Genomic DNA, 24,670 nt, shown 5'->3' with positions numbered 1-24,670 from the left:
GCGCCGGCTCAGGCGACGGAAATCTCGCCTTCACCCGCCAGCTTGCGATTCAACTGATACCGCCACCGCACATACAGCAGCGCCGAGCAGAACACCGCCAGGCTCGCGAGCATCTCCAGAATGCCGAACAACTGCCGGTTCGGGTCATACGCCGCCAGCGCGCCTTTGATGAAATAAAGATTCACCACAAAGCACATCCACGAATGGCCGCGAGCGCTGCCCATGATCATGGCCGGTGCGAGGACGATCCACGGGATCAGCTCGACCAGCAGAATCACCCACGGTCGCGCACCGTGCAGGTCGGCAAAGATCAGGTAGTAAGCGGCGAGCAATCCGGCCAGGCCGAAAAAGCACAACAGACTGATAATCCGCATCGCTTTGACGCGCGGCTCGAGCCACGCGACGGAGGGCAGAATCTTCGGCTTCCTGGCCATGTCAGTCCTCCAGTTTTTGGGCAGTCTTGGCCAGACGCAGGCCGAGTGCGCGACACAGTGCCACTTCGTGCTGATCGAGACCGCTTTTACCATCAGCCCCGGCATGATGGCTGGCGCCGTAAGGCGTGCCGCCGCCCTGGGTTTCCAGCAGCGCCGATTCGCTGTACGGCAGGCCGGTGATCAGCATGCCGTGGTGCAACAGGGGCAGCATCATCGACAGCAACGTGGTTTCCTGACCGCCGTGCAGGCTGGCGGTGGAGGTGAACACGCCGGCTGGTTTGCCGACCAGTGCGCCGGTCAGCCACAGATTGCTGGTGCCATCGAGGAAGTACTTGAGCGGTGCGGCCATGTTGCCAAAACGGGTCGGACTGCCCAGCGCCAGACCGGCGCAGTTCTTCAGGTCATCAAGGGTGGCGTAGAGCGCGCCTTCGTCCGGGATGTCCGAGGCCACGGCTTCGCATTCGGTGGAGATCGCCGGCACGGTACGCAGGCGTGCTTCAAGACCGGCCTGCTCGACGCCGCGGGCAATCTGCCGGGCCATCTCGTTGGTCGAGCCGCTGCGGCTGTAATACAACACCAGAATGTAAGGCGCGCTCACGGCAGCAACTCCAGGATCTGTTCCGGTGGACGGCCGATGACGGCTTTGTCGCCGACTTCGAGAATCGGTCGCTCCATCAGTTTTGGATGCTGGGCGATGGCGGCGATCAGTTGATCTTCGCTGAGGCTGCTGTCGGCGAGTTGAAGCATTTTGTATTCATCTTCCCCGGTGCGCAGCAGTTGCCGTGCGCTGATCCCCAGCTTGCCGAGCAACGCCTTGATGTGCGCCGCGTCCAGCGGGGTTTCGAGGTAACGCACGACGTTCGGGGTCAGGCCGCGGGCTTCCAGCAGTTCCAGTGCGCCGCGGGATTTCGAGCAGCGCGGATTGTGATAAAGCGTCAGATCGGTCATGGCGGGTCGCTTCTGGCGTAAAGTGGCGGCTATTCTAACTGTGCAGCGCACAATCCAGAACCTTCAGAGACGATGGGTCGCAGGCGCATTCAAATTTTCACAAGGAACACGACATGACACGGCGATTGGCAGCGGCATTGACCATAATCGGGGCGTTGATGCTGGGGGGCTGCGGCAATGATTACGGCATCGACCAGAATGGTCAGAAGGTGGCGTCCGAGCGCCTGGACAAACAATGGGTGGTGCTCAACTACTGGGCCGAATGGTGTGGGCCGTGCCGGACCGAAATCCCGGAGCTCAACCATCTGGCAGACGAGCTCAAGAGCAAGAACGTCGGCGTGTTCGGGGTCAACTTCGACAACGTGCAGGGGGAAGAGTTGAAGAGCGCCAGCGAAAAACTGGGCATCAAGTTCACCGTGCTGGCGCAGGATCCGGCGGAGTTGTTCGAGTTGCCGCGCAGCGAGGCGTTGCCGGTGACTTACATCATCGACAACAAGGGCAAGGTGCGGGAGCAGTTGCTGGGTGAGCAGACGGCGGCCGGGGTGATGGCCAAGCTTGAGGCGTTGCAGGCCACCCAGTAGGCACGCCGAGCCTCTGTGGCCAGTGAGCTTCTGTGGTGAGGGGGTAAATCCCCTCACCACAAATGATCAACCCTCTTCCAGCCACCAGCGCAGCGGTTTGCCTTGCGCCGGCCAGAAGCGCATCTGCTCGATGGGCGAGATGTCCCAGCGCTGCACGCCTTCCAATGCCTGCAGGAAACGCTGCTCCTGCTCCATCAGTGCCGGCGCGCACAGCTTGCGGGTCTTACCGATCTTGCCGAAGCTCAGCTTGTCGCCATCAAGCGTGTAAGGCGCGAACCAATGGTTGCAGCCGCCGTTGCCATAGGCGCGACCATCATCGCCAAGGGTCACGGTCAGATGGCTGTAATCCATCAATGGCCGCTCGCCGATCCACTCCAGAATGTAGCTGCGGTTCTGTTGCAACTGCACAGGCTCCGCGGCGCAGCCCATCAGGCCAACACCGACCAGAGCGGTCAGGGCAAGGCGTTTCATCACGCAGGCTCCTGGCATTTCGGGCACAGGTGCTTGTCGCCAACGGCTTTCCAGCCCAACTCGGCGATGCGCGCGGTGGCGGCCGGTTTTTCTGCGGTTTTGCCCAGCTTGGCGTCGACGGCGAATTCAAAGCTCAGCTCTTTGGCGCAGCTGTCGCAGTTGACCTGCCAGGTGTGAATCGCCAGTTCGCCGAACACCGGGCCTGTGGTCATCGCGGTCCATTGGCCCGGCGGATTGATCAGGTGGCGGACGGTTTCGACGGTCAGGCGCATGGACAAGTCCTTGCTGCCTTTGAGGGTGACCAACAGGGCATCACCGATGCGGATCGAGCCACCATTGCCGGTGACCTGATAGCGGCCCGGAACGAGGGCGCGGCATTCGGAGAGGGTGTGTTGCGGGTTCATCAGGTTGTAGCGGAAATCGTGTTCGACCATGGGTCCTCCAAATATGCGCGACATGCTAGCACGGGCCACGTTGCAGAATGACGCACGCATGTGACCTTCGATCAGGTTCAAATCGGCTTGCACACATGGCAAACTGCCGCCCTCGACTCTGAAGGAACGGAACATGGCGCTTATCGAATGTTATGAATGCAAGCGCAGCATCAGCTCAGAAGCCTCGGCGTGCATTCATTGCGGGGCTCCGATGGCAGAGCAGCCAACCCACGCACAAGCGCAGACCGCAGCGGCACCCGTTCAGCCTTCGACGATTTCATTCGGCAGTCTGCCGCGCAACCAGGCTGTGCCCGAGGCATTTGTCCCTCCCGCGCCTGAGCCTTTGCCAAAAGTCATGCCGGCCGCAGCGGGGCGTCGGCGGCGACAACAGGCTGAACAAACGGTTGCGCCGCCCATGAATGAAGATGGCAGCCGTCCGGTGGAAAGCTGGCTGAAGATCATGGTGTTCCTGTTGCCGATGGTTTTCGTCTGGTTCCTGCTGCGCAGCGGGCACTCGGCGAAGCAGCGGTTTTTCGGCTTCGGCTGGCTGGCGCTATTGATTCTGGCGTCCTCGCTATCACCGAAATAAAACGTTAAACCCTCAACCCTCGACCTGGTTTTGCGGCGATCCTGCCGCCCAGCTCGCGATGTTGTGCAGGGTCGTTGCGGCAATCGCGCCCAGCGCCTCGTGCGTCAGAAACGCCTGATGCGCGGTGATGATCACGTTCGGGAAGGTCAGCAATCGCGCCAGCACGTCGTCCTGCAACGGCAGGTCGGAGCGATCCTCGAAAAACAACTGCGCTTCTTCCTCATACACATCCAGCCCCAGATAGCCGAGCTGGCCGTCCTTCAAGGCGTCGATCAACGCTGGAGTGTCGACCAAAGCGCCGCGTCCGGTGTTGATCAGCATGGCGCCGGCTTGCATGTGCGCCAGTGAATCACGGTTGATCAGGTGTTTGCTCTGCTCGTTGAGCGGGCAGTGCAGGCTGACGATTCGCGATTGCGCGAGCAACTCCGGCAGGCTCAGATAGCGTGCGCCGAGCGCCAGGACGTCGGGGTTTGGATACGGATCGCAGGCCAGCAATTCACAGCCGAAACCGTGCATGATTTTAGCGAACGTGGCGCCGATCTGCCCGGTGCCGACGATGCCGACCGTCTTGCCGACCAGATCAAATCCGGTCAGCCCATGCAGGCTGAAATCGCCCTCGCGGGTGCGGTTGTACGCGCGGTGCAAGCGCCGGTTGAGGGCCAGGATCAGCGCGACAGCATGTTCGGCCACGGCATGGGGCGAGTAGGCCGGGACACGCACGACGGTCAGGCCGAGACGTTTGGCTGCGGCCAGATCGACATGGTTGTAACCGGCCGAGCGCAAGGCAATCAATCGAGTGCCGCCGGCGGCCAGTCGCTCCAGCACCGCGTCGCTGAGATCGTCATTGATGAACGCGCAAACCACGTCGTGTCTGTCGGCCAACGCGGCGGTGTCGAGGCTGAGCCGGGCAGGTTGAAAATGCAGTTCGATGTCCGCCGGGCAGTCGGCCGCGAGAAAGCTGTCGCGGTCGTAGGCCTGGCTGCTGAAAACGATCGTGCGCATGAAATCCTCCTGGAACATCGACTCGGGTTGAAGCACCCGAGTCCACTTTAGCCGGGGCTGCATCGAACGGCATTGCGCTGGATCAGGCGCTGATCCTCGCTTGCGCTGCCAGTCGGTTCATCGCTCGCTCCAGTTCATCGAGCGCCTGCGCGGCTTTCGGGTCGTCCTGTTTGAGCAGGGTTTCGCTGCGCTGACAGGCGGCGCGCAATTGCGGTACGCCGCAGTAACGTGTGGCGCCGTGCAGGCGATGGACACGTTCGATCAGTGCATTCTGGTCGTGGCTGTCGCGTGCATTGCGGATGGCTTCGCGGTCGGCCTCCAGCGAGGCCAGCAACATCGCCAGCATGTCTGCCGCCAGATCTGCTTTACCGGCAGCCAGACGCAAACCTTCCTCGTGATCGAGTACCGGCAGTTCGTTTTGGCCGGCAGTGTTTTCGCTGGCCCGCTCCGGCCCCTGATTGCGCAGGGCCAGACCGGTCCACTTCAACACGACCTGCGCCAGTTGCCGTTCGCTGATCGGTTTGGTCAGGTAGTCGTCCATGCCGCTTTGCAGCAACGCACGTTTTTCGTTGGCCATGGCGTGGGCGGTGAGGGCGACGATCGGCAGCGGCGTGCAATGCCGCTCACTTTCCCACTGGCGGATGGTTTCGGTGCTCTGGCGACCGTCCATACCCGGCATCTGCACGTCCATCAATACCAGGTCGAAGGATTCGGTCTGCACCGCTTTGACAGCGGCGTAACCGCTTTCCACGGCGAGGACCTTGGCGCCCATGTCTTCGAGCAAGGTTTGCACCAGCAAGAGGTTGGCCGGGTTGTCATCGACGCAAAGCACTCGCGGCGCGCGACTCGACAGCGGCTCGCCGGGTTCGGTGCGCGGTTGGCGCGGGTTGGCCAGATCCGACAGCGCCCGGCGCAGTTTGCGCGTGCAGGCCGGTTTGGCTTGCAACTGGCTGTGCGGATTGGGCACCGACAGATGGAACAGCGTCTGCTCGGTGGTCGGGCACAGTACCAGCACTTTGCAACCCAGGTGTTCGAGGTCCCAGATGTGCTGGTTCAGACGTTCCGGCAACATGTCGTTGCTGGTGATACCGATCACCGCCAGATCAATCGCCTGATCGGTCTGATGCGCGCCGGTGACGCCATTGGTCAGGCTTTCCAGGGTATTGAACGGTGTGACGTTGAGGCCGCAGTCTTCCAGTTGATGCTGCAAGGCCTGACGCGCCAGTTCGTGGTTTTCCAGCACCGCCACCCGACGTCCGAGCAGCGGCGCCGAGGGCAGGTCTTCGGCATCGTCGCGGGCCTTGGGCAGGCTCAGGCTGATCCAGAATTCCGAGCCTTCGCCCGGCGTGCTCTCGACGCCGATTTCGCCGCCCATCTGTTCGATCAGTCGCTTGGAAATCACCAGACCCAAACCGGTGCCTCCGGGTTGGCGCGACAACGAGTTGTCAGCCTGACTGAAGGCCTGGAACAACGCCCGTACGTCCTGGCTCGACAAGCCGATGCCAGTGTCCTGAATGCTGATGCGCAGTTGCACGCTGTCCTCGTGCTCTTCCTCAAGCATGGCCCGGGCGACGATGGTGCCTTCGCGGGTGAACTTGATCGCGTTGCTGACCAGGTTGGTGAGGATCTGCTTCAGGCGCAACGGGTCGCCGACCAGCGACAGAGGCGTGTCGCGGTACACCAGGCTGACCAGTTCAAGCTGTTTGGCGTGGGCGGCCGGGGCAAGAATCGTCAGGGTGTCCTGCAACAGATCGCGCAGGTTGAACGGGATATGGTCGAGCACCAGTTTGCCGGCCTCGATTTTCGAGAAATCGAGGATCTCGTTAATGATGCCCAAGAGGCTGTCGGCGGACTTTTCAATGGTGCCCAGATAGTCGAGCTGACGCGGCGTCAGTTCGCTTTTCTGCAACAGGTGAGTGAAGCCGAGAATGCCATTGAGCGGCGTGCGAATCTCGTGGCTCATGTTGGCGAGGAACTCGGATTTGATCCGGCTCGCCTCCAGCGCCTCTTTGCGGGCCAGGTCCAGTTCGATGTTCTGGATTTCGATGGTTTCCAGGTTCTGGCGCACGTCTTCGGTGGCTTGATCGACGCTGTGCTGCAATTCTTCGCGGGCGTTTTGCAGGGTACCGGCCATGCGGTTGATGCCCGACGCCAGTTCATCGAGCTCCTGGCTGCCAAGGGGGGGCAGGCGGGTTTCCAGATGACCGTCCTTGAGCTGCGCGACGGCTTGTTTGATCTGGCCCAGCGGGCGGTTGATGGTGCGCCCCATGCGCAACGCGAGCAAAGCCGCGCCGGCGAGGCCTGCGGCGATCAGCAGCAGGCTGGCGAACAGGCTGCGATAACCGCGCAGCAGCATGCCGTTGTGGGACAGCTCCAGTTCGACCCAGCCCAGCAGGCGGTCGGACTCTTCGGGGATCACCTCGCCGGCAAGGTTGCGGTGTTTGCCGAAGACCGGCATCAGGTAACGAGTTGCGTCATTGCCGCTGCGCCGTTGCAGGTGGGCGCTGTCGCCGCTCGGCGCCTGATTGAGCATGGTGGGGCCGGCGTGGGCCAGCGGCGTGCGATCCGGCGCGAGGAAGGTCACCGCGCGCATGTCCGGTTGTTCGAGGGACTGGGTGGCAATGCGTTCGAGCAATTCGTTGTTGCCATGGCCCATGGCGGGAGCTACCAGCGGCGCCAGTTGCTCGGCGATCATTTCGCCACGCTGCATCAATTGGGTCTGCAAGTCGGACTGCTGCGTCCAGGTGAAATAACCACCCAGCACCAGCGCCATCAGGCTGGTCGGCAACAAGGTCAGCAGCATCACGCGACCTTTGATTCCCAGTTTCTTGAGCACACCTGTCTCCCGCATCCCGCTGATCTGTTGACTCATGCGTGCATCCGGCACGCGGCATGGGCGCAGTGTAGCGATTTGCTCGCGGGCAATCTCCGGAAAAATGGTGTCGTGGTCGGTCTGTGCATCGGTGCGCGTTTGTCCGGCAGGTCAAGCTTGGGTTGCCCGATGTCCCTCAATCTTGAATAATTGCGCTCAACTGAGAATTATTTGCAGATAGTCATGAATCCTGTTTCCGTCGTTCAGCCACGCATTCTTTCCATCGAAGACGATCCGGTCCTGGGTGCCTACGTTCACGAACACCTGGGCCGCAGCGGCTTTCAGGTGACGTGGTGCCAGAACGGCCAGGAAGGTCTGAACATCGCTCAGCATCAACCGTTTGACGTGGTGCTGATGGATATTCTGCTGCCCGGGCTGGACGGTCTCAAGGTGCTGACCCAGTTGCGCCAGAGTCATTCGACACCGGTGTTGCTGATGTCGGCGCTGGGAGCCGAGGCTGATCGCATCAGTGGTTTCCGCTTGGGCGCCGATGACTATTTGCCCAAGCCGTTCAGTATGGCCGAGTTGCATGTGCGCATCGAAGCGATTCTGCGGCGGGTGGCCCTGGATCGTCGCCCGGCGGCTGTCGCGGTGCCCATGGCGCTGGGTACGCTGCGTTTCGACGATGAACAAAGCGATGTGTTCTTTCGCGAACAACCGGCGGGGCTGACCCGCAGCGAATTCCGCCTGTTGGAAACCCTCGATCGCAATGATGAGGAGGTGCTGAGCAAGGCCTTCCTTTATCAACATGTTTTGCAACGCGGTTACGCGGCCCATGACCGCAGCCTCGACATGCACATCAGCCAGATCCGCCGCAAACTCAAGGCCATCGGTTATACCGAGCGCGAAGTGCGCACGGTCTGGGGCAAGGGCTATGTGTTGAGTGCCGCTGATGAGAGTGTCTGAGCTGCCTGGGCGTCATTCGCTGTTCTGGAAGCTGGCCTTTCTGTTGGTGGCGTTCTGTTTGCTGATGATCTGGCTGAGCTGGTCATGGGGCCGGTACATGGAGCAACGCAATCAGTTTCTCTCCAACGAGGCGCGTGGCACCTTGATGCGTTATGCCAGCGAAGCCGAGCAGGCGTGGCAGCGGAGCCGGCGCGAAGGCGTCGATAGCTGGTTGCAGAGCATGGAGTTGCGCGAAGCCGCCTGGGTCGGCGTCATAGGCAGCAACTTGCAGTCGTTGAGCAATGAGCCGCTCAATGATCAGGAAATCCAGCACCTGACCTTTCTGCGCGGGCTCGACTGGCCGATACATAAGCAGGGCCGGCCGTGGCTGCGCATACCGTTTCCCCAAGAACCCTCCGTTGGCAGTCTGGTGATTGAACTCCCCGAGCGTTTTCTGCCGGGCAAATATCGAGTGTTCTGGCGGGTGATCACCAACGGCGTGATTCCCGGTCTGTTCACTTTATTACTGTGCGTTGGCTTATATCGCTTGCTGGTGGTGCCGCTGAACAACCTGCGTGAACAGGCCAACGCCTGGCGTGCCGATCAATTGAATGTGCGGCTGTCGAGCGGTATCACCCAGCGACCGGACGAACTCGGCGAGCTGGCCCGAGCCTTCGACTCGATGTCCGAACGTTTGCAATCGAGCGTCGCCCTGCAACAGCAATTGCTGCGCGACCTCTCCCATGAACTGCGTACACCGCTGAGTCGACTGCGCGTGGCCAGCGAAAGCGAGCAAAGCCTGGTGCAATTGCGCGAGCGCATCGGCCGTGAAGTCGACGGCATGCAACGGCTGGTCGAAGACACGCTGCAACTGGCCTGGCTCGACACTGATCGGTCGCCATTGCCGGATGAGGCCATCCAGATCCAAGCACTGTGGGAAATGCTCACTGATAACGCCTGTTATGAAAGCGGCTGGTCGAGTCTGCAATTGCAGTGCTCCGTCGAAGCGTCGTGCTGGGTGCGCGGCAATCTCAATACGCTGGCGCAGGCGCTGGAAAACATTTTGCGTAATGCCATTCGTCACTCGCCTGAGGGCGGGATCGTGCGCCTGGATGGGCGGCGGGAGGGGAATTATTGGCATCTGTGGCTGGAGGATCAGGGTGGCGGGGTGGCTGACGGGGATCTGCAGCGGATTTTTGATCCGTTCATTCGACTGGATGGGGCGCGGCCGGGCAATGGCGGGTTCGGGTTGGGGTTGAGCATTGCCAGGAATGCGGTGCAGCGCCAGGGCGGGACGTTATGGGCGGAGAACAGCGGGACGGGGTTGCGGCTGAATTTGCGGTTGGTTGCTGATGAGGGGGGTGCTTCGACTGACGCTTTCGCGAGCAGGCTCGCTCCTGCATTGGGGTTGTGTTCGCCGCTGACTGTGTGAAGGAAACGGTTCCCTTGTAGGAGTGAGCCTGCTCGCGATGTAGTCCCATGGAATGTCCATTTCCGCCGACTTTGCGGGAGTGCTCTCGTATTTTTGTACGATATTTCCCAAGCAGGATCGGCGGTCATTTGAAGGTTCGTTGAGCGTTTAAGCTCGCGCTTCACCTCATCTTCAAGGAATTGCGCATGAATGCCTCCAGCGTTACCGGTATCTCGGATGGCGATCGTTTTAACGAAGTGTTAGCGCTGATCAACAGTGCCAGGCACCAGGCCATGCAGACCGTCAATACACAACTGATTGAGCTGTATTGGCAGGTCGGTGCACATATCAGTCGCAAGATTGAGCGGGCGGAGTGGGGGGATTCGGTTATTTCGCAACTGGCTGCACATTTGGCTCAGACGCAGCCAGGATTGCGCGGTTTTACCCGGCCAAATCTGTTTCGTATGCGCCAGTTTTATGAGGCTTATCGAGACGACGTAATTGTCTCACCACTGGTGAGACAATTGCCGTGGACTCACAACATCATCATTTTGAGCCAAAGCAAACGCCCGGAAGAGCGGGAGTTTTACTTGAAAATGGCGGTTCAGGAAAAATGGTCGAAGCGCGAACTGGAGCGCCAATTCAAGTCAGCCCTGTTCGAACGAAGTGTCACCGATCCGGCGAAGGCATCTGCTGCTTTAAAGCAAGCTCACCCAGCAGCACTGGAGATATTTCGCGACGCCTACATGGTCGAATTTCTCGACTTGCCCGGCGTCCATGCCGAGACCGATCTGCACCTGGGATTGCTGAGGCGACTGAAGGCGTTCCTGACCGAGCTTGGTCGCGACTTCTGCTTTGTTGGCTCTCAATACCCCCTGCAAGTCGGCAGTCGGGATTTCGCGCTCGATTTGCTCTTCTTTCACCGTGGGCTCAACTGTCTGGTGGCCATCGAACTCAAGGTTGGGCGCTTTGAACCAGAGTACCTCGGCAAGCTGGATTTTTATCTGGAGGCGCTGGATCGCACTGTCCGCAAGCCCCACGAAAACCCGGCCATCGGTGTGCTGCTCTGTGCCAGCAAAGAGGACGAGGTCGTCGAGTACGCCCTTAATCGCAGCCTTTCACCTGCCTTGATTGCTGAATACCAAACGTGCTTGCCGGATAAACAATTGTTGCAAGCCAAACTGCACGAGTTTTATGTATTGGATACGGCGCACGCAGAAAACACGGACTAGCGTTTCCTTATTCCCATAAACCATAAGCACCGCACTTTGCGTGATATGGCCTGCGCGGGTTTGCCGGTATGATAGGCGCCCCCGCACGTCTGGATTGCGAATACGCCATGACCTTGCAGTACCCAACCATCGCCGATTGCGTCGGCAACACTCCGCTGGTGCGTTTGCAGCGCCTGCCCGGAGCCACCAGCAACACCCTATTGCTCAAGCTCGAAGGGAATAACCCGGCGGGTTCGGTCAAGGACCGTCCGGCGCTGTCGATGATCACCCGTGCCGAGTTGCGCGGGCAGATCCACGCCGGCGACACGCTGATCGAAGCGACCTCGGGCAACACCGGGATCGCTCTGGCCATGGCTGCAGCGATCAAGGGTTACAAAATGATCCTGATCATGCCGGACAATTCCAGCGCCGAGCGCAAAGCGGCCATGACCGCCTACGGTGCCGAGCTGATTCTGGTCAGCCAGGAAGAAGGCATGGAAGGTGCTCGCGATCTCGCCCAGCGCATGGAAGCCGAAGGCCGTGGCAAGGTGCTCGATCAGTTCGCCAACGGTGACAATCCTGAAGCCCACTACACCACCACCGGTCCGGAAATCTGGCGTCAGACCCAGGGCAGCATCACTCATTTCGTCAGCTCTATGGGCACAACCGGCACCATCATGGGCGTGTCGCGCTACTTGAAAGAGCAGAACGACAACGTGCAGATCGTCGGTCTGCAACCGATGGAAGGCTCGGCCATTCCCGGCATCCGTCGCTGGCCGCAGGAATACCTGCCGAAGATCTATCAGGCTGACCGCGTCGACCGCATCGTCGACATGGCACAAAGCGAAGCCGAGGACGTGACCCGTCGTCTGGCCCGCGAAGAAGGCATCTTCTGTGGCGTGTCCTCGGGTGGCGCGGTGGCAGCGATGCTGCGTCTGTCCCAAGAAGTTGAAAACGCGGTGATCGTCGCGATCATCTGTGACCGTGGCGACCGTTACCTGTCGACCGGCATTTTCGACGCGCCCAACTGATGGCCAAACACGAGAGAGGCCTGCGCTTCCAGCCCACGGGTGGCAGCAAGGCCCCGCAAATCCCGACCGGCAAAAAACAGCGCTTGAACATCGAGCGTCTGGCCAATGACGGTCGCGGCATCGCGTTTTTCGAAGGCCGCACCTGGTTCGTCCTCGGTGCCCTCGCCGGTGAAGAGGTCGAGGCGCGGGTGCTCGGCGCCCACGGCAAAGTGGTCGAGGCGCGTACCGAACGCGTGTTCAAGGCCAGCGAGTTGCGCCGCCCGGCGCCGTGTCAGCACGCGGGCCGTTGTGGCGGTTGCAGCGTCCAGCATTTGCCCCACAGCGAACAGCTTGCCCTGAAACAGCGCATGCTCGCCGAGCAATTATCGAAGGTCGCCGGTGTCGAATCGCAAGAGTGGGCGATCCCGTTGACCGGCCCCGAGTTCGGCTATCGCCGTCGCGCCCGTATTGCCGTGCGCTGGGACATCAAAGCGAAGCAACTTGAGGTGGGTTTCCGTGCTGCCGGCAGTCAGGACATTGTCGCGATCAGTGAATGCCCGGTGCTGGTACAGCCCTTGCAGCCGATCATGACTTCTTTGCCGCAGATGCTCCGTCGTTTGAGCAAACCGCAAGCGCTGGGGCATATCGAGTTGTTCAGCGGTTCATCGCTGGCGGTGTTGCTGCGGCACATGGCGCCGCTGTCGGAAGCGGATATGACGATCCTCAAGGATTTCTGCCAATTCCATGAAGCGCAATTGTGGCTGCATGGCGAAGGCGGGCCGCAACCGATTGATGCGAACCAGTCGCTGGGTTATCGCCTGGAACAATGGGGGCTTGATCTGGCTTACCGGCCGGGGGATTTCATTCAGGTCAACGCCGGTGTTAATGAAGCGATGGTTGCGCAGGCGCTGGATTGGCTGAAACCGACGAGCGAAGAGCGTGTGCTGGATCTGTTCTGCGGCTTGGGCAACTTCGCTTTGCCGCTGGCCAGAACCGTGCGCGAAGTGGTGGCGGTCGAAGGCGTGCAGACCATGGTCGAGCGTGCCGCCGCGAACGCCGCTAGTAACAATTTGCATAACACAAAGTTTTTTCAAGCCGATTTATCCCAGCCTTTGACCGATGCTCAGTGGATCGGAAGCGGCTTTTCTGCGGTACTCTTGGACCCACCGCGTGACGGTGCTTTCGAGGTGGTGCGCAAGCTCGCGACCCTGGGTGCCAAGCGGTTGGTGTATGTGTCGTGCAACCCGGCAACGCTGGCGCGCGATACGGTCGAATTGATCAAGCAGGGCTACCGGTTAAAACGTGCCGGGATTCTCGATATGTTTCCTCAGACGGCACATGTCGAAGCCATGGCGTTATTTGAAGCGAGCCAGGATGGCTCGTCTGATCCGTCCGGTCTGTCCGTGACGCGCTCGCGTTAGCCCCGCGAGTGCCCAGGGGCATAGAAGACCAGCGATTTGACGCATTGAATCTGCGTCGTAGGGAAGGTAAAGCAAGATGGTACAGGTGAGAGCACACCAGCCGATCAACAATGACGGCAGTATCAATCTCGAGGCTTGGCTCGATCACGCGGTCAGTGTCGATCTGGCACTGGATCGCGAAGCCTTGAAAGAAGCCTGCGAGTTCGCTCGCGAGGCTGAACAACAGTCCAACGCCGCCAAGAATCTGTGGGCCGAGGGCTCCGGCAGTTTCCGCACCGGGCTTGAGATCGCCGAGATCCTTGCCGACCTCAAGCTCGATCAGGATTCGCTGGTCGCTGCGGTCTTGTATCGCGGTGTGCGCGAAGGCCAGATCGAACTCGCAGCCGTCAGCCAGCGCTTCGGTCCGGTGGTCGCCAAACTGATTGACGGCGTGCAGCGCATGGCCGCCATCAGCGCCAGTCTGAGCCCGCGCCAGTCGATGGTCATGGGGGCGCAAGGTCAGGTGGAAAACCTGCGCAAGATGCTCGTGGCAATGGTCGACGACGTGCGCGTTGCCCTGATCAAACTGGCCGAACGGACCTGCGCAATCCGCGCGGTGAAAACCGCCGACGATGAGAAGCGTAACCGTGTCGCCCGGGAAGTCTTCGACATCTATGCGCCGCTCGCGCACCGGCTCGGCATCGGTCATATCAAATGGGAGCTGGAGGACTTGTCCTTCCGCTACCTGGAACCCGATCAATACAAACAGATCGCCAAGTTGCTCCACGAGCGACGGCTGGATCGCGAGCGTTTCATCGCCGACGTGATGACCCAGCTCAAAGACGAATTGCAGGCCACGGGTGTCGACGCCGACATCAGCGGCCGAGCCAAACACATCTATTCGATCTGGCGCAAAATGCAGCGCAAGGGTCTGGAATTCAGCCAGATCTACGACGTGCGTGCGGTACGCGTGCTAGTGCCGGAAATGCGCGATTGCTACACCGCGCTCGGCATCGTCCACACCCTGTGGCGGCACATTCCGAAAGAGTTCGACGACTACATCGCCAACCCGAAAGAGAACGGCTACCGCTCGTTGCACACCGCAGTGATCGGCCCGGAAGGCAAGGTGCTGGAGGTGCAGATCCGCACCCATTCCATGCACGAAGAAGCCGAACTCGGCGTCTGCGCGCATTGGCGCTACAAGGGCACCGACGTCAAATCCGGCTCCAATCACTACGAAGAGAAGATCTCCTGGCTGCGTCAGGTGCTCGAGTGGCATGAAGAACTGGGCGATATCGGGGGCTTGGCCGAACAACTGCGCGTCGATATCGAGCCGGACCGGGTCTACATCTTCACCCCCGACGGTCACGCCATCGACTTGCCCAAAGGCGCGACGCCGCTGGACTTCGCTTACCGCGTGCACACGGAAATCGGTCACAACTGCCGTGGCGCGAAGATCAACGGGCGCATCGTACCGCTCAACTACAGCCTGCAAACCGGTGAGCAGGTCGAGATCATCACCAGCAAGCACGGGACGCCGAGTCGCGACTGGCTGAACTCGAACCTGGGGTACGTCACCACTTCCCGTGCTCGGGCCAAGATTGTTCACTGGTTCAAGTTGCAGGCCCGTGATCAGAACGTTGCGGCGGGCAAAACCCTGATCGAGCGCGAACTCGCGCGTCTGGGGCTGCCTGCGGTGGATTTCGACAAGTTGGCGGACAAGGCCAACATGAAAACCGCCGAAGACATGTTCGCCGCCCTCGGTGCTGGCGATTTGCGTTTGGCGCAACTGGTCAACCTGGCGCAGCAACTGGTCGAGCCGGAACGCGGCAACGAACAACTGGAGCTGATCCCGCGCAAAGCCACTGGCTACAAGCCGGGCAAGCGCGGCGACATACAGATCCAGGGCGTCGGCAACCTGATGACGCAGATGGCCGGTTGCTGCCAGCCGCTGCCGGGCGATGCGATTGTCGGTTACATCACTCAGGGCCGTGGCGTGAGCATTCACCGCCAGGACTGCGCCTCGGTGCTGCAACTGGGCGGGCGCGAGCCTGAGCGGATCATCCAGGTCAGTTGGGGGCCGGTGCCGGTGCTCACCTATCCGGTGGACATCGTCATCCGTGCCTACGACCGGTCCGGTCTGCTGCGAGACGTTTCGCAGATATTGCTCAACGAGCGGATCAACGTGCTGGCGGTCAACACCCGCTCGAACAAGGAGGACAACACCGCACTGATGTCCCTGACCATCGAGATTCCGGGTCTGGATGCGTTGGGGCGGTTGCTGGGGCGGATTTCGCAGTTGCCGAACATCATCGAAACGCGGCGTAACCGTACTCCGTGAAGACCAACGCCGATCAACTGTGGGAGCGGGTTGGCTCGCGAAAAGGGCGTCTCAGTCGACATCATTGTTGCTGACACACCGTATTCGTGAGCAAGCCCGCTCCCACATGGGTTTTGTGGTGAGAGATAAATGATGTACAGCCTTGAAGACCTGCTCCACCTGATGAGTCGCCTGCGCGATCCGCAGTACGGCTGCCCGTGGGACATCAAGCAAACCTATGCAACCATCGTCCCGCACACCCTCGAAGAAGCCTACGAAGTGGCCGACGCCATCGAGCGTGGCGACTTCGATCACTTGCAGGGCGAGTTGGGCGATCTGTTGTTCCAAGTGGTGTATTACAGCCAGCTTGCACGGGAGGAGGGGCGATTCGAGTTTGCCGGGGTGATCGACAGCATCACCCGCAAGCTGATCCGCCGTCATCCCCACGTCTTCCCCACCGGCGATCTATATGCGCCGCTCGACGTACCGCGTTTGAGTGAAGAGCAAGTCAAGCAGCGCTGGGAGGAGATCAAGGCGCAAGAGCGCGCCGAGAAATCCGCTGCGCCAGAGCAACTGTCGCTGCTTGATGACGTACCGGCGACGCTGCCTGCGCTGTCACGCTCAGCCAAATTGCAAAAGCGTGCGGGGCAGGTCGGCTTCGACTGGCCAGACGCCTTGCCGGTGCTCGACAAGGTGCGTGAAGAGCTCGATGAAGTGCTTGAAGCCATGTCTGAAAACGATCCCGCCGCGGTGGCTGACGAGATCGGTGATCTACTGTTTTCCGTGGTCAATCTGGCCCGGCATCTGAAGGTCGATCCGGAAACCGCACTGCGTGGTGCCAACGGCAAGTTTGAAAGACGTTTCCGTTTTATCGAACAGGCATTGCGCGACACCCACCGTCCCATGGAAGATTGCACCCTCGAAGAGTTGGACACCCTCTGGGGTGAAGCCAAACGCCAGGAAAAGAATTTGCCCAGCTGCGGCTGAGCAACTGCCCAAGTGAGTAAGCACCATGAGTATTTCCCTTCGCGATCAGTTGCTCAAAGCAGGGCTGGTCAACCAAAAGCAGGCCAAGCAGGTCAGCAAGGACAAGCAGAAGCAGCAGCGTCTGGCCCACAAAGGTCAGGTCGAGCTGGATGACTCGCAGCAGCGTGCCGCTCAGGAAGCCATGGCCGAGAAGGTCAAGCGTGACCAGGAGCTGAATCGTCAGCAGAAAGAAAAAGCCGAGGCCAAGGCGCGTGCGGCACAGGTCAAGCAGTTGATCGAAGTCTCGCGTCTGCCGAAGCTGACCACCGAGGACTACTACAACTTCGTCGACGACAAGAAGGTCAAGCGCCTCTCGGTCAACACGCTGATGCGCAACAAGCTCAGCAGCGGTTCGCTGGCGATCGTGCACCATGCCGGCGGCTATGAAGTGATCCCTCGTGAAGCGGCCCTGAAGATCCAGGAGCGCGATCCGCAGCGCATCGTTCAGCTCAACGTACAGACCGAAGAGGTCATCACCGAGGACGATCCGTACGCGGCCTACCAGATCCCTGATGATCTGATGTGGTAAATCGGTAAAGCTGTCACTACGACAAACCCCGCCATGGCGGGGTTTGTCGTTTTCAATGCTGTGGGTGGTTCAGGCGGTTCGCAAATCCCGTTGCTGTTCTTGCAGTTCCAGTTCGGCCTTGTAGTTGTGGGCATCGATTTCGTTGTGGAACATGCCGACCAGCAAGTCTTGTTGATGCACATCCCAGATTCGTACACCGGCGGCTACGCCTTCATGGGACATGTGTGAATCGTCGCGTTCAGTTACTTTTACAGTCATCTGCTAGCTCCAAATCTCAAGTTATCTGCAGCAAGGCGTGTGCAGGACTCTTTTATATGATTTGTTAGTTTGCTAAGTAAACGGCTGATTCGTGCAAGGTATAGTTGCGAATTCTGCAACAGTGCTGGAGGCCGCTAAAACCGCGACATTCGGTCGCAGGGTGGGAAGTTGCATGACAGAAGTTTCATTTTCAGAAGCTCCGCAAGCCCACTTGTGGGAGCGAGCAGGCTCGCTCCCACCGGGTTTTACGGTGTAACTGCCATTTCCTTCAGGCCAAAAAAAAACGCCCCGAACCAGTCGGGGCGTTTTCATGTGTGGCTCAGCAGCGGGGAATTACTTGCCTTCCCAGCGCTTCAGTACCAGCGTGGCATTGGTGCCGCCGAAGCCGAAGCTGTTGCTCATCACGGTGTTGATGGTGGCGTTCTCACGGGTCTTGGTCAGCACCGGCATATCGGCCACTTCTGGGTCCAGCTCGTCGATGTTGGCGGAACCGGCAATGAAGTTGCCTTCCATCATCAGCATGCAGTAGATCGCTTCGTGAACGCCGGCGGCGCCCAGGGAGTGACCGGACAGGCTCTTGGTCGAGCTGATGGCAGGTGCCTTGTCGCCGAACACTTCACGCACACCTTTCATTTCCGCGACGTCACCGACCGGAGTCGAAGTGCCGTGGGTGTTCAGGTAGTCGATCGGGGTATCAACGGTGGACATCGCCATTTGCATGCAGCGGATCGCGCCTTCGCCGCTTGGAGCGACCATGTCGTAGCCGTCGGACGTCGCGCCGTAGCCAACGATTTCGGCGTAGATTTTCGCGCCACGGGCCAGAGCGTGTTCCAGCTCTTCAACCACGACCATGCCACCACCGCCAGCGATGACGAAACCGTCACGATCAGCGTCGTAGGCACGGGAGGCTTGTTGCGGGGTGTCGTTGCGCTTGCTGGACAGGGCGCCCATCGCGTCGAACAGGAACGACTGGCTCCAATGCTCTTCTTCACCGCCACCGGCGAAGACGATGTCTTGCTTGCCCATCTGGATCTGTTCCATGGCGGTACCGATGCAGTGAGCACTGGTGGCGCAGGCAGAAGCGATGGAGTAGTTCAGGCCCTTGATCTTGAAGGGCGTGGCCAGGCAAGCGGAAACGGTGCTGCTCATGGTCCGCGTGACGCGGTATGGGCCAACGCGCTTAACGCCTTTCTCGCGCAGGATGTCCAGCGCTTCCATCTGGTTCAGCGTGGAAGCACCACCGGAACCGGCGATCAGACCGGTACGCGGGTTGGACACTTGCTCTTCGGTCAGGCCGGAGTCAGCGATAGCGTCTTTCATGGCCAGGTAGGCGTATGCCGCTGCGTGGCCGACGAAGCGATAGATCTTGCGATCGATCAGCTCTTCAAGGTTGAGGTCGATGGAGCCGGAAACCTGGCTACGCAGACCCATTTCGGCATATTCCGGGTTGAACCGGATGCCAGGGCGGCTTGCACGCAGGTTAGCGGAGACGGTCTCTTTGTCATTGCCCAGGCACGAAACAATGCCCAGACCAGTGATAACGACGCGGCGCATGCGGATAACCCTTAGAAGTTTTCAGTGGAAGTGAACACGCCGACCCGGAGGCCTTCGGCGGTGTAGATTTCGCGGCCATCGACACTGACCGAACCATCGGCAATGGCCAGGTTCAGCTTGCCCTTGAGGACGCGTTTGATATGAATGTTGTAGGTGACTTTCTTGGCGGTCGGCAGCACCTGGCCGAAGAATTTCACTTCGCCCGAACCCAGCGCACGGCCGCGGCCCGGCAGGCCTTGCCAGCCCAGGAAGAAACCGACCAGTTGCCACATGGCATCCAGACCGAGGCAGCCCGGCATCACCGGATCACCTTCGAAGTGGCAAGCGAAGAACCACAGGTCAGGATTGATATCCAGTTCGGCGACCAATTCACCTTTGCCGTACTTGCCGCCTTCTTCGCTGATCAGGGTGATTCGATCCACCATCAGCATGTTCGGGGCGGGCAGTTGCGCGTTACCTGGGCCGAACAGCTCACCGCGACTGCAGCGCAGCAGATCTTCCCGAGTAAAGGCGTTTTGTTTGGTCATGCGAGCTCCTCAATAATCCCATGCGGCAGGTGGGGCAAATCTTCCCGACCGTTCGAAGCGTTCATGCCTCGAACCGGCAGCCTACTCATAGACTATTGCGTTGTGGTGAAAGTCACAGCACCAAGGACATGAATGTACACTTGTGCACTGAAATTTTTATTCAAGCCCCTTTTGAGGCTCGTTCGGGTGCCTAAGACTGCCGCACTTTCGCTTTTCACGCCAGTCGCAGATGGTCGAAAAGCCGTCACTACGACACCCAGCGCTGCAGAATCTGCTGTAGGTCATTGCGTTTGAACGGCTTCGCCAGATAATCGTTCATGCCCGCCGACAGGCAGGCCTCCCGGTCACCCTGCAAGGCGTTGGCGGTCAATGCGATGATCGGCACCGCGTTGCGTCCGGGCAAGCGGCGAATCTGCCGGGTCGCTTCGTAGCCATCAATGATCGGCAGACGGCAATCCATGAGAATCATTTCGAAATCGCTTGCTTCGGCATTTTGCACCGCTTGTGCGCCATCGGTGGCAACACTGACAGTAAAGCCCAAACTGCGCAGCATCGCTTCAATCACGGTTTGGTTAACCGGATTGTCTTCCACGAGCAACACATGACGCCCCTCGCCGTGACCGCTGCTGTTCAATGCGCGTGGCGCGGTCAGTTGAGGCAACGCCTGCTTATAAAGAGCCAGCGGAATTTCCAGGGTGAACACCGAGCCACGACCTTCCTCGCTCTGCGCGCGCAATGTCCCGCCCATGCGCTCGGCGAGGGTACGGGCAATCGGCAGGCCGAGGCCGGTGCCGCCGTAACGCCTTGAAATAGAACTGTCGGCCTGCTGGAAGGCGTTGAACATCAACTCCAGGCTCTCGGACGAAATGCCGATGCCGCTGTCGCGCACCGAACAGGTGAACCACAGCAGTTCGTGATCCAGTGACTGCCACTGCGCCTCGATGCTGACCCGACCCTGTTCAGTGAATTTCAAGGCGTTGCCGACCAGGTTGACCAGAATCTGCCGGATCCGCGTCGGATCGCCCTGTACCTGCAAACCGCGCATGTCTTCGGGAATCCGCAGGTTGAGCGCCAGGCCACGCTGCACCGCGCTGTGCTGGAACGACTGGGCGCAGGCTGCGATGAGTTCGGCGAGATTGAACGGGATGTGCTCCAGTTCCAGTTCCGAACGCTCGATGCGCGAGAAGTCGAGAATGTCGTTGATGACCTTGAGCAGGTGTTCGGTGGACTCCGAGGCAAGCGCGGCGTACTCGACCTGCTCCTCGGTCATGTCGGCGGTTTCGAGCAATTGCAACATGCCCAGCACGCCGTTCATGGGGGTGCGCAGTTCATGGCTCATCATCGCCAGGAAATCGGATTTGGCGCTGTTGGCCTTTTCCGCTTCCTCACGGGTCTGGATCAGTTGGGCCATGGCTTGATGCTGTTCACGACTGGCCTGTTCCAGCGCCTGAGCGAGGTTGTTGATGTGCTGCGACAGGGCGCCCAGTTCGGTGTCGTCGACAATCGGTAGCGGCGTTTTATAGTCGCCTTCCTGAATCGCCTTGACCGCATTGCCGATATCGCGAATCGGCCGCGACAGGCTGCCCGCCAGGCGCCGCGCGACGATGAAGGTGAAGAGCAGGGCAAACAGCGCCAGAATCCCGGCCTTGAGCAGGATTTCCTGCTGACGCTGACTGAAGGCATCGTTGGACAGACCGACGATCACTCGCCCCAGATAATCCTCGTTGGCCGCGCCATTGCTGACTTTGGTGTCCTGGAAAAAATCATTGTGCAGGGCGATCCGTTGCAGCCTTACCGGCGCTTGAAAAACTTCGACCTGATGCGCACGGCTATGGACATTCGCCGGTTGCTCGACGTAGACCAGAATCCGGTTGGCACTGTCCTGCACTTCGATAAAGCGCACGTTGGGGGTTGCCAGCGAGGCTTTGAGCAGGCTCTCCAGTACTTCGTTATTGCCGGAAATCACCCCGTACTCGGTGGCGGGCGCCAGTTGGTTGGCGATCAATTGGCCGGTGTGGTTCAGCTCCTGGCGCAAATCCTGAATGCGCACGAAGGTAAAAAAGCTGATCAACAACAAGGTCAGCAACAGCGCCGGGCCCAGGCTGATCAACTGGGTGCGGGTGTTGATGTCCCAACGGCGACGGAAACTCATGGGCGGCTTTCTCCTTCAGCCAACGCTCTGGCGACTGACGCGTCATTTAACGGTTCGATCCCAAGGGAACGAGCCACCTGCGCATTACTTGAGACTTTAAAACGTTTGGGGTAGAGCGTTCGCGGCCAATTGCCCGGCGGCTGGTCGAGCAGTTGGTCGAGCACCGCCAGCCAGTCGCTCTGATCGCTGTAGGTGCTGACCAGGCTGCCGGCGCGGACGAACGCAACGTTGGGTCCCACCAGCGCCACTTGCTGCGAGTAACTGCTGAGCAGCAGGTTTTTCGCGGTTTTCGGGTTGTACAGATCAGGATCGTCGAGGCCCAGCAGCACGTCGCTGTTTTTCAGTACTGCTTGCAGGGGGCGGTTGTCGTGGGTGTTGTCCCAGCGTTGGCTGACGATTTGCAGATTTAGCGACTGAGCGGTCAGGCGCAGTTCCTTGAGCAGGAATTCGCTGTGCGGGTTGAACAACACGCCGACCCTGCGCGCCTGCGGCAGCATCCGCCGGATCAACTGCAATTGACGGCCCAGTGGCGGATCACTCCACAGCAGACTCAGTTGCGACGGTTGTGCCGAGCCGAAACGCTGATGTGCTTGCACGCGGCTTATACGCAGCACCAGCGTTGGCGGGCCCTTTGAGTCTTGCAGGCGCCAGTCGAGGCTTGGCAGATCGAGCAGAATCAGGCGCAGGCTGGTAGGTAATTTTCCCGGTACCGGCAGACTGACCAGCGGCTGGAAACGCACACTGTCGGTTGGACGCAACTCGCTGAGTGCCTGAACGAAAGCCTGCACGCCGGGACTTTCTTCAGCCCCCGTGAGCAGAATATCGGCCGCTTGCACTGCCATGCCGTGCAGCCACAGGGCCAGAAACAGGCACAGCCCGGCCAGGCAGTGGCCAAGGGTTGGCGTCTTCCGTGACAGGCCGTGGCGCATCCTAGAACTCCAACTCGGCGCTGAAGTACATCACCCGGCGTTCGTCGTATTGGTTGTCGACGAACGTAGTTGGCTCGTGATCAAGGCGCTGTTGCAGCACGCCGGCCAGTTGCAGTTGGGCTTTGCCCAGTGGGATGCGTTTGGCGATCCGCGTGTCGACCCGTTCAAAGCGATAGCCGTTGAGCGCGTTGTCGCCGTAATAGAAGAGGGCGCTGTTCCAGCCTTGGCCCCAGTCGCGCAGCCAACCGGCCGAACCGCTGTTGCGCGAGGTGAATTGCTGATCCAGCGGATTGCTCGCTTGGGCGTCGACGTAGGCGTAAGTGAAACGCAAGCGGTCGACCCTGCTCACGCGCCAGTCGAGTTGGGTTTCGGTGCCGCGAAAACGTGAGCTGTTGGCATTGCTGGCGATGTATTGGTTGTTGCGCAACGGCTCGCTGATCATCCCGGTGATTTCGTCGTAGAACAGCTTCACATCCAGTCCCAGTCCCCACTCTGCGAAATAGCCGTTGTAGCCCAGTTCACGCGAGCGCATGTGTTCCTGATCGAGATCGCCGGGGCCACGGGTCTTGACGAAATAACGCGCTGACGACTGACCGTACGCCGAGGGCCGCAGGTTGGTCACCTGATAGCTCCAGTTGACGTTGTTCTCGAACATGTCCGGCGAGCGGATCGCCTCCGAGTAGACCGCACGCAGACCATGGCGCGGGTTGATCAGGTAGTTGATCGCGAAGCGCGGGGTCAGCGAACTGCCGATCAGTTGCGTGTCTTCGAACATTGCACCGCCCTGCAACAGCCAGTGTTCGGTCGCGCGCCATTCCAGTTGGCCGAAGGCGCGCCAAGTGGTGTCATCCAGCGTGCCGTTGAAGTAGGTCTCGGAATCGGCCCGGTCGTAACGATAGTTCATGCCGCTGACCAGGCGCAGGCTGTCGGACAGGCTGAGGGTGTCCTGCAATTCGAGGTCGTAACGCGATTCCCGGGCACTCTGGTCGATGTCACCGCACAGGGTTCGACTGGCGCCGTTGCGCCACTGATCGAGTGCCCGATTGGCCAGCGCCATTTTCTGCGGGCTGCCGGGCTCGGCGCCGGGGCCAGTGAATCGGGTGATGTTGCGCGCCAGGCGCTCGGTGTAATTGGGGTCGAGTTGCCACAGCTGCGTCAATTCCGGGCTGAACGACACTTCGGCGTCGCAAGCGCGCCAGGTTTGCTGACGATCCCAGTGCTGCGCCGATCCTTGTACATAAAGGCTGTGTTCGGGATTGATGTCGAGATTCCAGCGCACCGACCCGGCGTAGTCCTTGGCCACCACGTCGGAGTTGTTCCCCGCGTCCGTAATCCCTGAGAACACCGGTCGGTAGGTATAGGGCCGCTGGTTGGTGCCGTCCTTCGCGTTGACCTGCCAGTCGAGGCTCTGGCTGTCGTTGAGGGTATGACTGACCGCGAGACTGAAACGGCTCAAGCGGCGGCTGTCACGATAGTCCGCACCTGTGCGATCGCTGTCGAAGCCGTCGTCTTCTTGACCTGACAGCGACAGGCGCAGGTCGCCGCCATTCCAGTTCGTGCCCTGGCGGGCATAGAAATCGTTGATACCGCGCTGGCCTCGACTGATCTTCAGCCGTGTGCCGTGGCTGTTCGCCGGGTGGCGCGTGATGATGTTGACGACCGCCATCAGTGCATTGGCGCCGTAGCTGACAGTGTTCGGGCCTCGGAAGACTTCGATGCGCTCAATGTCTTCCATGGCCACCGGAATATCGCTCCAGTCCACCGTGGCCAGCCCCGCGCGGTAAACCGAGCGGCCGTCGATCAACACCTGCATGCGCCGTGCTTCGCTGGCGTTGGTGCCATGGTAATTGACCACAGCCTGATTGCCGCTGACGTTGCCGACCATCATCCCGGGCACCAGGCGCAGCAGTTCGCTGATGTCGCGGGCGCCGCTGGCGTTGATCAATTCGCTGTCGAGAACGGTCATGCTTCCCGGCACTTGCGCCGGTGTCTGTTTAAGGCGTGTGGCCGTCAGCACCTGCGGTAGCGACTCGCTGTCCATGAACAGGTCATCTGCCTGCACGACCGGGCTGAACAACAGCGCGAGCAACAGGGACGAGCGCGATGAGGGAGAAGCAAAGAGCACGA

General features: G+C 60.2%; 23 protein-coding genes. 10 read left to right on the top strand and 13 right to left on the bottom strand.

The features are described 5' to 3' along the window. Positions 1-8: 8 nt before the first annotated feature. The 3 genes from K5E40_RS24515 to arsC are packed head-to-tail and all read right to left on the bottom strand — an operon-like array spanning position 9 to position 1,382. Positions 9-434, bottom strand: coding sequence for a DUF2069 domain-containing protein (locus K5E40_RS24515; RefSeq protein ID WP_221733023.1), 426 nt, complete (start codon positions 432-434; stop codon positions 9-11). 1 nt (position 435) lies between these two features. Beyond that, complete coding sequence (wrbA, locus tag K5E40_RS24510; RefSeq protein WP_221733022.1) at positions 436-1,032, bottom strand: NAD(P)H:quinone oxidoreductase; 597 nt, start codon at positions 1,030-1,032, stop codon at positions 436-438. Then, complete coding sequence (gene arsC, locus K5E40_RS24505; RefSeq protein ID WP_221733021.1) at positions 1,029-1,382, bottom strand: arsenate reductase (glutaredoxin); 354 nt, start codon at positions 1,380-1,382, stop codon at positions 1,029-1,031. The genes wrbA and arsC overlap by 4 nt, the downstream gene beginning before the upstream one ends. Positions 1,383-1,495: 113 nt before the next feature. Between arsC and K5E40_RS24500 the strand changes: the two genes are divergently transcribed. Continuing rightward, positions 1,496-1,963 carry a TlpA disulfide reductase family protein gene (locus K5E40_RS24500; protein WP_221733020.1) on the top strand — a complete coding sequence of 156 codons (468 nt, stop codon included), beginning with the start codon at positions 1,496-1,498 and terminating at the stop codon, positions 1,961-1,963. Between the two features lie 66 nt (positions 1,964-2,029). Here K5E40_RS24500 and K5E40_RS24495 read toward each other — a convergent pair whose 3' ends face one another. Continuing rightward, on the bottom strand, positions 2,030-2,434 hold the full coding sequence (locus K5E40_RS24495) for an META domain-containing protein (RefSeq protein ID WP_221733019.1): 405 nt from the start codon (positions 2,432-2,434) through the stop codon (positions 2,030-2,032). Further along, positions 2,434-2,868 carry a hypothetical protein gene (locus K5E40_RS24490; protein WP_221733018.1) on the bottom strand — a complete coding sequence of 145 codons (435 nt, stop codon included), beginning with the start codon at positions 2,866-2,868 and terminating at the stop codon, positions 2,434-2,436. Before K5E40_RS24490 ends, K5E40_RS24495 begins: the two co-directional genes overlap by 1 nt. 133 nt (positions 2,869-3,001) lie before the next feature. On the opposite strand from K5E40_RS24490, the gene K5E40_RS24485 reads away from it, so the two are divergent. After that, a complete protein-coding gene (locus tag K5E40_RS24485) occupies positions 3,002-3,457 on the top strand; it encodes a hypothetical protein (protein ID WP_221733017.1) in 456 nt (151 codons plus the stop codon). 12 nt (positions 3,458-3,469) lie between these two features. Here the strand turns inward: K5E40_RS24485 and K5E40_RS24480 are convergent, their stop codons facing one another. Both K5E40_RS24480 and K5E40_RS24475 read right to left on the bottom strand, forming a co-directional pair. Beyond that, the gene (locus K5E40_RS24480; RefSeq protein WP_221733016.1) at positions 3,470-4,459 is read right to left on the bottom strand and encodes a 2-hydroxyacid dehydrogenase; all 990 of its coding nucleotides are present in this window, start codon (positions 4,457-4,459) and stop codon (positions 3,470-3,472) included. Positions 4,460-4,541: 82 nt separating this feature from the next. After that, entirely contained in the window at positions 4,542-7,295 is a 2,754-nt protein-coding gene (locus K5E40_RS24475) for a response regulator (RefSeq protein WP_221733058.1), read from the bottom strand. Positions 7,296-7,514: 219 nt separating this feature from the next. Between K5E40_RS24475 and K5E40_RS24470 the strand changes: the two genes are divergently transcribed. The 8 genes from K5E40_RS24470 (at position 7,515) to K5E40_RS24435 (ending at position 17,123) form a co-directional block, all read left to right on the top strand. Next, complete coding sequence (locus tag K5E40_RS24470; RefSeq protein WP_221733015.1) at positions 7,515-8,237, top strand: response regulator transcription factor; 723 nt, start codon at positions 7,515-7,517, stop codon at positions 8,235-8,237. Further along, on the top strand, positions 8,224-9,648 hold the full coding sequence (locus tag K5E40_RS24465) for a sensor histidine kinase (RefSeq protein WP_221733014.1): 1,425 nt from the start codon (positions 8,224-8,226) through the stop codon (positions 9,646-9,648). The genes K5E40_RS24470 and K5E40_RS24465 overlap by 14 nt, the downstream gene beginning before the upstream one ends. A gap of 185 nt (positions 9,649-9,833) precedes the next feature. Next, positions 9,834-10,859 (top strand): YhcG family protein, encoded by a 1,026-nt coding sequence (locus K5E40_RS24460; RefSeq protein ID WP_221733013.1) that lies wholly within the window; start codon positions 9,834-9,836, stop codon positions 10,857-10,859. Positions 10,860-10,966: 107 nt separating this feature from the next. Next, positions 10,967-11,869, top strand: a complete 903-nt coding sequence (gene cysM, locus K5E40_RS24455; RefSeq protein ID WP_221733057.1) for a cysteine synthase CysM — start codon at positions 10,967-10,969, stop codon at positions 11,867-11,869. Further along, on the top strand, positions 11,869-13,269 hold the full coding sequence (gene rlmD, locus K5E40_RS24450; protein ID WP_221733012.1) for a 23S rRNA (uracil(1939)-C(5))-methyltransferase RlmD: 1,401 nt from the start codon (positions 11,869-11,871) through the stop codon (positions 13,267-13,269). The genes cysM and rlmD overlap by 1 nt, the downstream gene beginning before the upstream one ends. Before the next feature lie 76 nt (positions 13,270-13,345). Beyond that, on the top strand, positions 13,346-15,589 hold the full coding sequence (relA, locus tag K5E40_RS24445) for a GTP diphosphokinase (protein ID WP_221733011.1): 2,244 nt from the start codon (positions 13,346-13,348) through the stop codon (positions 15,587-15,589). Between the two features lie 132 nt (positions 15,590-15,721). After that, positions 15,722-16,555, top strand: coding sequence for a nucleoside triphosphate pyrophosphohydrolase (mazG, locus tag K5E40_RS24440; protein ID WP_221733056.1), 834 nt, complete (start codon positions 15,722-15,724; stop codon positions 16,553-16,555). Positions 16,556-16,580: 25 nt separating this feature from the next. Beyond that, positions 16,581-17,123, top strand: a complete 543-nt coding sequence (locus K5E40_RS24435) for a DUF2058 domain-containing protein (RefSeq protein WP_221733010.1) — start codon at positions 16,581-16,583, stop codon at positions 17,121-17,123. 69 nt (positions 17,124-17,192) lie between these two features. Here K5E40_RS24435 and K5E40_RS24430 read toward each other — a convergent pair whose 3' ends face one another. The 6 genes from K5E40_RS24430 to K5E40_RS24405 form a co-directional block, all read right to left on the bottom strand. Next, a complete protein-coding gene (locus K5E40_RS24430; RefSeq protein ID WP_221733009.1) occupies positions 17,193-17,381 on the bottom strand; it encodes a hypothetical protein in 189 nt (62 codons plus the stop codon). Between the two features lie 333 nt (positions 17,382-17,714). Then, entirely contained in the window at positions 17,715-18,935 is a 1,221-nt protein-coding gene (gene fabB, locus K5E40_RS24425; RefSeq protein ID WP_221733008.1) for a beta-ketoacyl-ACP synthase I, read from the bottom strand. Between the two features lie 11 nt (positions 18,936-18,946). Continuing rightward, on the bottom strand, positions 18,947-19,462 hold the full coding sequence (gene fabA, locus K5E40_RS24420; protein WP_221733007.1) for a 3-hydroxyacyl-[acyl-carrier-protein] dehydratase FabA: 516 nt from the start codon (positions 19,460-19,462) through the stop codon (positions 18,947-18,949). A gap of 247 nt (positions 19,463-19,709) precedes the next feature. Continuing rightward, positions 19,710-21,614, bottom strand: a complete 1,905-nt coding sequence (locus tag K5E40_RS24415; RefSeq protein ID WP_221733006.1) for a response regulator — start codon at positions 21,612-21,614, stop codon at positions 19,710-19,712. Then, positions 21,611-22,543, bottom strand: a complete 933-nt coding sequence (locus K5E40_RS24410; protein WP_221733005.1) for an ABC transporter substrate-binding protein — start codon at positions 22,541-22,543, stop codon at positions 21,611-21,613. Before K5E40_RS24410 ends, K5E40_RS24415 begins: the two co-directional genes overlap by 4 nt. A 1-nt stretch (position 22,544) precedes the next feature. After that, on the bottom strand, positions 22,545-24,668 hold the full coding sequence (locus tag K5E40_RS24405; RefSeq protein WP_221733004.1) for a TonB-dependent receptor domain-containing protein: 2,124 nt from the start codon (positions 24,666-24,668) through the stop codon (positions 22,545-22,547). Between the last annotated feature and the right edge of the window lie 2 nt (positions 24,669-24,670).

Source organism: Pseudomonas baetica (assembly GCF_019733355.1).
Classification (GTDB): Bacteria; Pseudomonadota; Gammaproteobacteria; order Pseudomonadales; family Pseudomonadaceae; genus Aquipseudomonas; species Aquipseudomonas baetica_A.
The sequence above is the reverse complement of the archived record's forward strand: the minus strand, read 5'-3'. Positions and strand labels throughout refer to the sequence as shown.

Bases quoted from the DNA above. Each gene is read 5' to 3' on its own strand.
- K5E40_RS24470 (WP_221733015.1), top strand. From the start codon at position 7,515: ATGAATCCTGTTTCCGTCGTTCAGCCACGCATTCTTTCCATCGAAGAC.
- K5E40_RS24515 (WP_221733023.1), bottom strand. From the start codon at position 434: ATGGCCAGGAAGCCGAAGATTCTGCCCTCCGTCGCGTGGCTCGAGCCG.
- mazG (WP_221733056.1), top strand. From the start codon at position 15,722: ATGTACAGCCTTGAAGACCTGCTCCACCTGATGAGTCGCCTGCGCGAT.
- K5E40_RS24480 (WP_221733016.1), bottom strand. From the start codon at position 4,459: ATGCGCACGATCGTTTTCAGCAGCCAGGCCTACGACCGCGACAGCTTT.
- K5E40_RS24415 (WP_221733006.1), bottom strand. From the start codon at position 21,614: ATGAGTTTCCGTCGCCGTTGGGACATCAACACCCGCACCCAGTTGATC.
- K5E40_RS24495 (WP_221733019.1), bottom strand. From the start codon at position 2,434: ATGAAACGCCTTGCCCTGACCGCTCTGGTCGGTGTTGGCCTGATGGGC.
- K5E40_RS24460 (WP_221733013.1), top strand. From the start codon at position 9,834: ATGAATGCCTCCAGCGTTACCGGTATCTCGGATGGCGATCGTTTTAAC.
- K5E40_RS24430 (WP_221733009.1), bottom strand. From the start codon at position 17,381: ATGACTGTAAAAGTAACTGAACGCGACGATTCACACATGTCCCATGAA.
- fabA (WP_221733007.1), bottom strand. From the start codon at position 19,462: ATGACCAAACAAAACGCCTTTACTCGGGAAGATCTGCTGCGCTGCAGT.
- relA (WP_221733011.1), top strand. From the start codon at position 13,346: ATGGTACAGGTGAGAGCACACCAGCCGATCAACAATGACGGCAGTATC.
- rlmD (WP_221733012.1), top strand. From the start codon at position 11,869: ATGGCCAAACACGAGAGAGGCCTGCGCTTCCAGCCCACGGGTGGCAGC.
- fabB (WP_221733008.1), bottom strand. From the start codon at position 18,935: ATGCGCCGCGTCGTTATCACTGGTCTGGGCATTGTTTCGTGCCTGGGC.
- K5E40_RS24410 (WP_221733005.1), bottom strand. From the start codon at position 22,543: ATGCGCCACGGCCTGTCACGGAAGACGCCAACCCTTGGCCACTGCCTG.
- K5E40_RS24485 (WP_221733017.1), top strand. From the start codon at position 3,002: ATGGCGCTTATCGAATGTTATGAATGCAAGCGCAGCATCAGCTCAGAA.
- K5E40_RS24490 (WP_221733018.1), bottom strand. From the start codon at position 2,868: ATGGTCGAACACGATTTCCGCTACAACCTGATGAACCCGCAACACACC.
- K5E40_RS24435 (WP_221733010.1), top strand. From the start codon at position 16,581: ATGAGTATTTCCCTTCGCGATCAGTTGCTCAAAGCAGGGCTGGTCAAC.
- K5E40_RS24500 (WP_221733020.1), top strand. From the start codon at position 1,496: ATGACACGGCGATTGGCAGCGGCATTGACCATAATCGGGGCGTTGATG.
- cysM (WP_221733057.1), top strand. From the start codon at position 10,967: ATGACCTTGCAGTACCCAACCATCGCCGATTGCGTCGGCAACACTCCG.
- arsC (WP_221733021.1), bottom strand. From the start codon at position 1,382: ATGACCGATCTGACGCTTTATCACAATCCGCGCTGCTCGAAATCCCGC.
- K5E40_RS24465 (WP_221733014.1), top strand. From the start codon at position 8,224: ATGAGAGTGTCTGAGCTGCCTGGGCGTCATTCGCTGTTCTGGAAGCTG.